The organism is Succinivibrio dextrinosolvens DSM 3072, from assembly GCF_900167015.1.
Lineage (GTDB): Bacteria > Pseudomonadota > Gammaproteobacteria > Enterobacterales > Succinivibrionaceae > Succinivibrio > Succinivibrio dextrinosolvens.
Genome location: NZ_FUXX01000098.1, coordinates 1 through 1,441 on the forward strand (window position 1 = coordinate 1; position 1,441 = coordinate 1,441).

At 37.8% G+C, this 1,441-nt stretch carries 3 protein-coding genes; all 3 read left to right on the forward strand.

All coding sequences use genetic code 11. From position 1 onward, the window contains the following. The coding region (locus tag B5D46_RS12075) for an EF-Tu C-terminal domain-related protein (RefSeq protein ID WP_143075403.1) at window positions 1–85 on the forward strand (85 nt) is incomplete at its 5' end. A gap of 113 nt (window positions 86–198) precedes the next feature. Then, window positions 199–657 carry a preprotein translocase subunit SecE gene (gene secE / locus B5D46_RS11960; protein ID WP_078929650.1) on the forward strand — a complete coding sequence of 153 codons (459 nt, stop codon included), beginning with the start codon at window positions 199–201 and terminating at the stop codon, window positions 655–657. A 21-nt stretch (window positions 658–678) separates the two neighbouring features. Next, entirely contained in the window at window positions 679–1,338 is a 660-nt protein-coding gene (gene nusG, locus B5D46_RS11965; protein WP_031492433.1) for a transcription termination/antitermination protein NusG, read from the forward strand. Window positions 1,339–1,441 lie beyond the last annotated feature (103 nt).

A 1,441-nucleotide genomic window follows, 5' to 3' on the forward strand; every position in this document is an offset into this window, starting at 1 on the left:
AGCTATGGCTGAAGGCGAGAGATTCGCTATCCGTGAAGGTGGCCGTACTGTAGGTGCTGGTGTTGTTGGTTCTATTATCGAATAATAGATAACAACTTGATTTGTTAAAAAAATATGTCCGTAGCAGGTCTAAAAAGCTTGCTACGGATTTAATGATCTTAAAAGTCAAAAGACTAAAAAAAAGATAGGTTTGATTTTATGTCAGAAATTAATAGCAACAAAGCTGCTGTCGAATCAAAGAAAGCTCCTGTAAAGAAAGTTGCAGCAGATGGTTCTCAGCTTTTTGTATCTCCAGCTGTAAGTGCTGTTTTCTGGACAGTTTCTTTAGTATTAGTTTGCGCAATTATTTTTGGTAACTACTACTATACAAATTTCGTTGTAGTTGAAGAGACTACTATTTCTCGTTTACTACGTGTTCTTGCTGTAATTTTCGGTCTGATTATTGCTTTATCAGTATCTCTACTGACAAATAAGGGACGTTCTTTAATTCAGTTCTCTCGTCAGGCTTATACTGAGCTTAAAAAGGTTATTTGGCCTACTCGTCAGGAAGCTGTTCAGACTACTTTTATCGTATTCGTAGCTGTATCAGTTGTAAGCTTATTCCTATACCTTTGCGATATTGTTTTTTTACAGATTGTTCGCGTGTTTACACTTTAATTGACTTCAAAGGACTTTAAAATGGCAGATGTAGAAAAGATTGAAGCTCCAGAAGCTCCTGTTTCACCTGAAGCAACTAGTCTTGATGAAGCACAGTTAGATTCAAAGCCACAGGATGAGAAGAAGAATAAGTATTTTGGTGGAGATAAATTCCGCTGGTATGTTATTCAGGCATTTTCTGGTTTTGAGCAGCGTGTTGCACTTACTCTTCAGGAAAGAATTAAGATTCACCACATGGAAGACTACTTTGGTGAGATTCTAGTTCCTAAGGAGAAGGTTAAAGAGATCAAAGATGGTAAGAAGCGCGAGTCAGAGCGTAAGTTTTTCCCTGGATATGTATTAGTAAATATGCGTATGACTTCAGAGTCATGGCAGTTAGTAAAACATACCGATCGCGTATTAGGTTTCATTGGTGGTACTTCTGAGAAACCTTTACCAATCACTGAGGCTGAAGCTAACAAGATCTTAGATAGATTGAAGGAAACTGAGGATTCACCACGTCCTAAGACCATGTTTGAAGTTGGTGAGCATGTTCGTGCTATCGAAGGTGCATTTAAAGACTTCGTTGGTACTGTTGAAAAGGTTGATTACGAAAAGAATCGCCTAACAGTTTCAATTGCTATCTTCGGTCGTGCAACTCCAGTTGAGTTGGATTTCACTCAGGTAGAAAAAGATATCTAATCTTTTACCCTAACCTCCGCAGATCATAGTTACTAATTTTTGATCTGCTTCTTTGGGAAGGGTACACAGAATAATTCAAAGAGATCTCTAGTTTTTTTAGGGA